The organism is Haloferax sp. s1 (genome assembly GCF_058382125.1).
The window spans coordinates 1-4,317 of record NZ_JBZRPK010000595.1 but is presented as its reverse complement, the minus strand read 5'-3'; the positions used below and the strand labels follow the sequence as shown (position 1 = coordinate 4,317).

Annotated in this window: 5 protein-coding genes and 1 pseudogene; 2 read left to right on the top strand and 4 right to left on the bottom strand. The window is 63.0% G+C overall.

The annotated features are described in order from the left end of the window. The 4 genes and pseudogenes from QT222_RS11870 to QT222_RS11855 form a co-directional block, all read right to left on the bottom strand. Window positions 1-314: pseudogene (locus QT222_RS11870) on the bottom strand (RNA-guided pseudouridylation complex pseudouridine synthase subunit Cbf5); the annotation flags it as partial. A gap of 2 nt (window positions 315-316) precedes the next feature. Next, complete coding sequence (gene cmk, locus QT222_RS11865) at window positions 317-895, bottom strand: (d)CMP kinase (protein ID WP_004059962.1); 579 nt, start codon at window positions 893-895, stop codon at window positions 317-319. Between the two features lie 151 nt (window positions 896-1,046). Beyond that, complete coding sequence (locus QT222_RS11860) at window positions 1,047-1,964, bottom strand: DUF106 domain-containing protein (protein WP_491477291.1); 918 nt, start codon at window positions 1,962-1,964, stop codon at window positions 1,047-1,049. Between the two features lie 149 nt (window positions 1,965-2,113). Continuing rightward, on the bottom strand, window positions 2,114-2,740 hold the full coding sequence (locus QT222_RS11855; RefSeq protein ID WP_049917508.1) for an adenylate kinase: 627 nt from the start codon (window positions 2,738-2,740) through the stop codon (window positions 2,114-2,116). A gap of 209 nt (window positions 2,741-2,949) precedes the next feature. Between QT222_RS11855 and QT222_RS11850 the strand changes: the two genes are divergently transcribed. Together QT222_RS11850 and QT222_RS11845 are read left to right on the top strand one after the other, a co-directional pair. Beyond that, window positions 2,950-3,093 (top strand): hypothetical protein, encoded by a 144-nt coding sequence (locus tag QT222_RS11850; RefSeq protein ID WP_491477290.1) that lies wholly within the window; start codon window positions 2,950-2,952, stop codon window positions 3,091-3,093. Next, window positions 3,090-4,085, top strand: a complete 996-nt coding sequence (locus QT222_RS11845; RefSeq protein WP_491477289.1) for a YeiH family protein — start codon at window positions 3,090-3,092, stop codon at window positions 4,083-4,085. Before QT222_RS11850 ends, QT222_RS11845 begins: the two co-directional genes overlap by 4 nt. Window positions 4,086-4,317 lie beyond the last annotated feature (232 nt).

Below are 4,317 nucleotides of genomic sequence, written 5' to 3'. Positions count from 1 at the left end.
TTGGTCTCGAACTCCGCGACAGTCGACTCGATATCGGCGGGTGCAGGGCCGTGGAGTTCGAGCACCGAGACGTACTCCTTCGAGCCTTCGAGGAACACCTGTGCCATGCCAGTTGCATCACCGAGAAGGATGGGCAGACAGCCGGTTACCTTCGGGTCGAGCGTTCCCGAGTGGGCCGCACGGTCGAGTCCCGCCATGTCGCGGACCCACCCGGTCACCTGGTGGGCTGACGGCCCCGGTGGCTTGTCGAGGTTGACGACGCCGAACGAGAGCAGGTCGTCGACGCTTCTGTCTTCGGGTGGGTCTCGGAGCATGGTTAGAAATCGTAGCGAATGCCTTCGACGGGGTACTTGCCTTCGTCGTCCGAGGCGTCGTACGATTCGACTGCGGCGGTGATGATTTCGGGTACTTCCGCTTCGCCCCAGCGGGCCGTGTTGAGTGCGATATCGTAGATAGAGAGGTCCGTGATGTCGATGTCGTAATATTCGCCGTAGCGGTGTTTTTCGCTCTCCTCGCGGGTGACAGTCTCGTCGCGGGCGGTGTCGACAGCCTTGTCCTCGCGGTCGGCGATTCGCTCCGCGCGAACGTCGACTGGCGCATCCAGCCAGAATCGGAGGTCGGCGGCGTCGCCTGCCAGCCAGCCGGCGAGTCGAGATTCGAGGAGCACGTCGTCGCGTTCGAGTGCGATAGTTCGAAGGCGACGGTCGAGGTCGCGGTCGATTTGGTCGTCCTCCTCGGCGAGTTTGTTGAACTCGACGGCGGTCATGTCGCGCTCCGCGGCGAGTTCCCGGAAGATGTCTCCACCACTTATGTGTTCGAGGTCGAACGCCTCGGCGAGTGCGGCGGCGGTCGTACTCTTCCCGCTGCCCGGCGGGCCGGAAACAGTCAGTAACATATCCATGCTCGGTGGGGTTGGCTAAAAGAGGTTATCGTTGGCGACGACCCCTGTGGGGACTTCTCACGCCCGTCGAGAGTCGTATCAATCAGTCTGGTAGAACGAAAGTCGTGGAGAAAAAGCCGGGTCGATAGCGGTCAGGATGGCCGCGTTACGACGCCGACGGCGACATGTCGATGTTGAGCGCCTTGCGGATAATCTGGGTGAAGCCCATCGAGCAGAGGAAGTACCAGACAATCCACGCCTGCATGGGGCCGAGAACGCCTTCGGTCCACTCGACGGTCCCCGTGAGCGGGAGCACGAGTGTTCCGACATCAATGTGTGGCTGGGCGTTTCCGCCGACGCCGATGGCCCAGTACATCCAGAGGAACACCGGGATGGTGAGGAACATAATCCAGACCATCGGGCGGAACTGCTCTTTGAACATGCCCATCTGGTCGCCCATCGCTTCCATCTGTTCTTCCTGAATCTTTTCGAGCGCCGCGTCGTCACCGCGCTCTTTCGCATCCTTCTGCCGTTTTTGGATGTCTTTCATCCGCTCTTGGTACGCGCCCATCTTCTCCATGTCCATGAGGTTCGCCTGGAGGAGCGTGGAGTAGAGACCGGTTGCGAGCGCGAGCACCATCACGATAGCGTAGAAGGGGAGCATATCGGCGAGCGGTCCGAGTGCGATGTCCATCGCGCTGCCGATGACGTTGCGGACCTCAGAGACCGAGTAGCCGAGGAACAGGCCAACAGTTACGACGGCCGCACCCTTGTCGTACTTCGACCACGAGGAGTCGCCGGTGTCGACCGACACGGACGATGAACTACTCGACCCAGTCGAGGACTCGTCATCTTCGAGACCGGCGCGAGTCGCCGCCGCGTCGGCAAGCCGGAAGCCTTCGTCGCCGTCGACGAGGATTCCCTTCTCGATAAGACGGCCCCATTGGCCGCTCGTGAGCTCATCGCGAACGTCGGCCCACGCGACTTCTCCGTCGTCCGCCCGTTCGAGGACGGTATCGACGGCGGCGCGCATGTCGGCGTCGGAGCCAACGAGGTCGCGCACCCTAGATTCGATTCGTGCCATTACGACCTCTTTAGCAACCGGCCGTTATCAAGGTTTTACTCTCCGTCCGAGCCTGCGCACAGCTGCCACTGGCGTCGTGACCCACCTACGGCTCCCGCTGACGTAGTTAGCCACCCACTGGCGCAGAAAAAACCGAAAGCGCGCGTCGATTACGCGTCGTCGAGGCTGTCGACGATGTCGTCGAACACTTCGTCGGGAGTCTGTTCGCCGTCGATTTCGACGAGGACGCCTTCGTCGCGGTAGTGCTCGATAACGGGTTCCGTGTTCTCTTCGAAGACAGAGAGCCGCTCGCGGACGGTCTCTTCGGTGTCGTCGTCGCGCTGGATGAGTTCGCCGCCACACTCGTCGCAGACGCCCGCTTCTTCGGGCTGATTGAACTTCACGTGGAAGTTCGTACCGCACTCCGAGCAGACGCGGCGACCAGTGAGTCGTTCGACGAGTTCCGACTCGGCGACCTCGAGGGAGAGGACGGCGTCGAGGTCGGCGATTTCGGAGAGGTACTCCGCCTGCGAGAGGTTGCGCGGGTAGCCGTCGAGGACGTAGCCGTCGGCGTCTTCGAGTGCGGCCTCGACGATTTCGTTGACGACCGCGTCGGGGACGAGTTCGCCCTTCTCCATGAACGACCGGGGCGTACCGTACTCGGTCTCCATGTCCTTGTTCGCGCGGAGCGCGTCGCCCGTGGTGACGTGGTCGATGTCGTACGTTTCGGCGAGTCGCTTCGACTGTGTGCCCTTACCTGCGCCCGGGGCTCCGAGCAGGAGGATGCGCTTTCCCATATCGACCACCATCCGTCGAGAGCATATAGTGTTGAAGATACTAGCCCAGTTCTGCGGCGATATTCGTCGTCGAATTAGGATTATATTGCCTCAATTAGTCGAGTAAACCACCGGGAGAGTGATTCAACGCCGAGTGTATGGGAATATGTTGCCGATTCCACTGACGAGAGGCGATACGTTCAACGGGGAGGGCCTCGTGACCCCAACCAATGCGCGACTCGTCACTCATGCGCGATACCCTGAAGGTCCCGCTCGCGCGCGCCTATAGTCGCTGGCGCACCCTCGAACGCGGGTGGCGCGCGACCGCCCTCGGACTCGGAGTTGTGACCGCCCTCGCAGTGCTCGGGCCGTGAGCGAGGAGCCAATCGCTCGGCTCGGTCGTCTCCTCCCCGGACTCGCCCTCCTCGTCGTCCTCGCCGGGGTAGCGACGCTTGTCGCTGGGGCCATTCCGGGTGTCAATGCGCTCCTTCTCGGTGTCTTCTTCGGAGCCATCGTCGCCAACGCGACGGGCGTCCCCGAATGGGCCCGTCCGGGCGTCGCTACACAGACGTTGCTGCTCGAAACCGGCATCGTCCTCCTCGGCGCACGCATCGCCATCGACGAACTCGTCGCCTCGGGACCGACGCTTGTCACACTCGTCGTCGTGACGGTCGGCGCGGGCGTCTTGCTCGTCGAACTCGTCTCCGGGCGCGTGTTCGGTCTCGCCGACGAAACTGGCTCGCTTCTCGCAGCGGGTGCAAGTGTCTGCGGCGTCTCGGCGGCCACCGCCATTGCCGGCACCATCGATGCCGACGGCGAGTCACTCGCACACGTCGTCGCGGCAGTGCTTCTCTTCGACGCGCTCACCCTCGCTGTGTTCCCTCTCGCGGGCGACTTGCTTCCCCTCACCGGTCGCCAGTTCGGAATCTGGGCCGGATTGAGTATGTTCAGCACCGGCCCGGTTACCGCGGCCGGATTCGCCCACTCCGAAGTCGCTGGTCAGTGGGCGACCGTGACGAAACTCGCCCGAAACTCGATGCTCGGCCTCGTCGCTCTCTGGTACGCAGTTCGCTACGCTGGAGGAGATACGAGCGGTCTCCAATCCGTCTTCGAGGGCGTTCCACGCTTCCTCATCGGATTCGGACTGGTCGCCGTTATCGCCAATCTCGGTATCCTCTCCGGGGACGCACTGGCGGCCGTGGGAACTGCCAGCGACGCGCTGTTCGCACTCGCGTTCGTCGGTCTCGGACTCGACATTCGTCTCGATGCCATGCGCGAAACGGGCGTTGCCCCGCTGGCCGTCCTCGGCGTACAATTACTCACCATCAGCGCACTAACGCTTGCAGCGGTGCTCACGCTCTTTTGATTTGTGGCGGTCCTTGGGCCGTGTTGCCCTCTTATTGAGACGTGAGCTATTCTTTTCCACCATCGTGACGCGGGTCGCTTTTGTACCGAGGGGGGGTAGCCACGTTCATGACTCGCGTCGAGGCCGACACATCCCCTGGGCGCCGGAAACTCCTCGCCGACGCCGGCGAGGCCCCCCCCAACCGCGGGGGCCCCCTTCTCACCACCGCGGCGGGACCCCACCCCGACCCCGG

What these genes read in the sequence shown, in the direction of transcription:
- cmk (WP_004059962.1), bottom strand. Translation starts at nt 895, where the DNA reads ATGTTACTGACTGTTTCCGGCCCGCCGGGCAGCGGGAAGAGTACGACC.
- QT222_RS11860 (WP_491477291.1), bottom strand. Translation starts at nt 1,964, where the DNA reads ATGGCACGAATCGAATCTAGGGTGCGCGACCTCGTTGGCTCCGACGCC.
- QT222_RS11855 (WP_049917508.1), bottom strand. Translation starts at nt 2,740, where the DNA reads ATGGGAAAGCGCATCCTCCTGCTCGGAGCCCCGGGCGCAGGTAAGGGC.
- QT222_RS11850 (WP_491477290.1), top strand. Translation starts at nt 2,950, where the DNA reads ATGCGCGACTCGTCACTCATGCGCGATACCCTGAAGGTCCCGCTCGCG.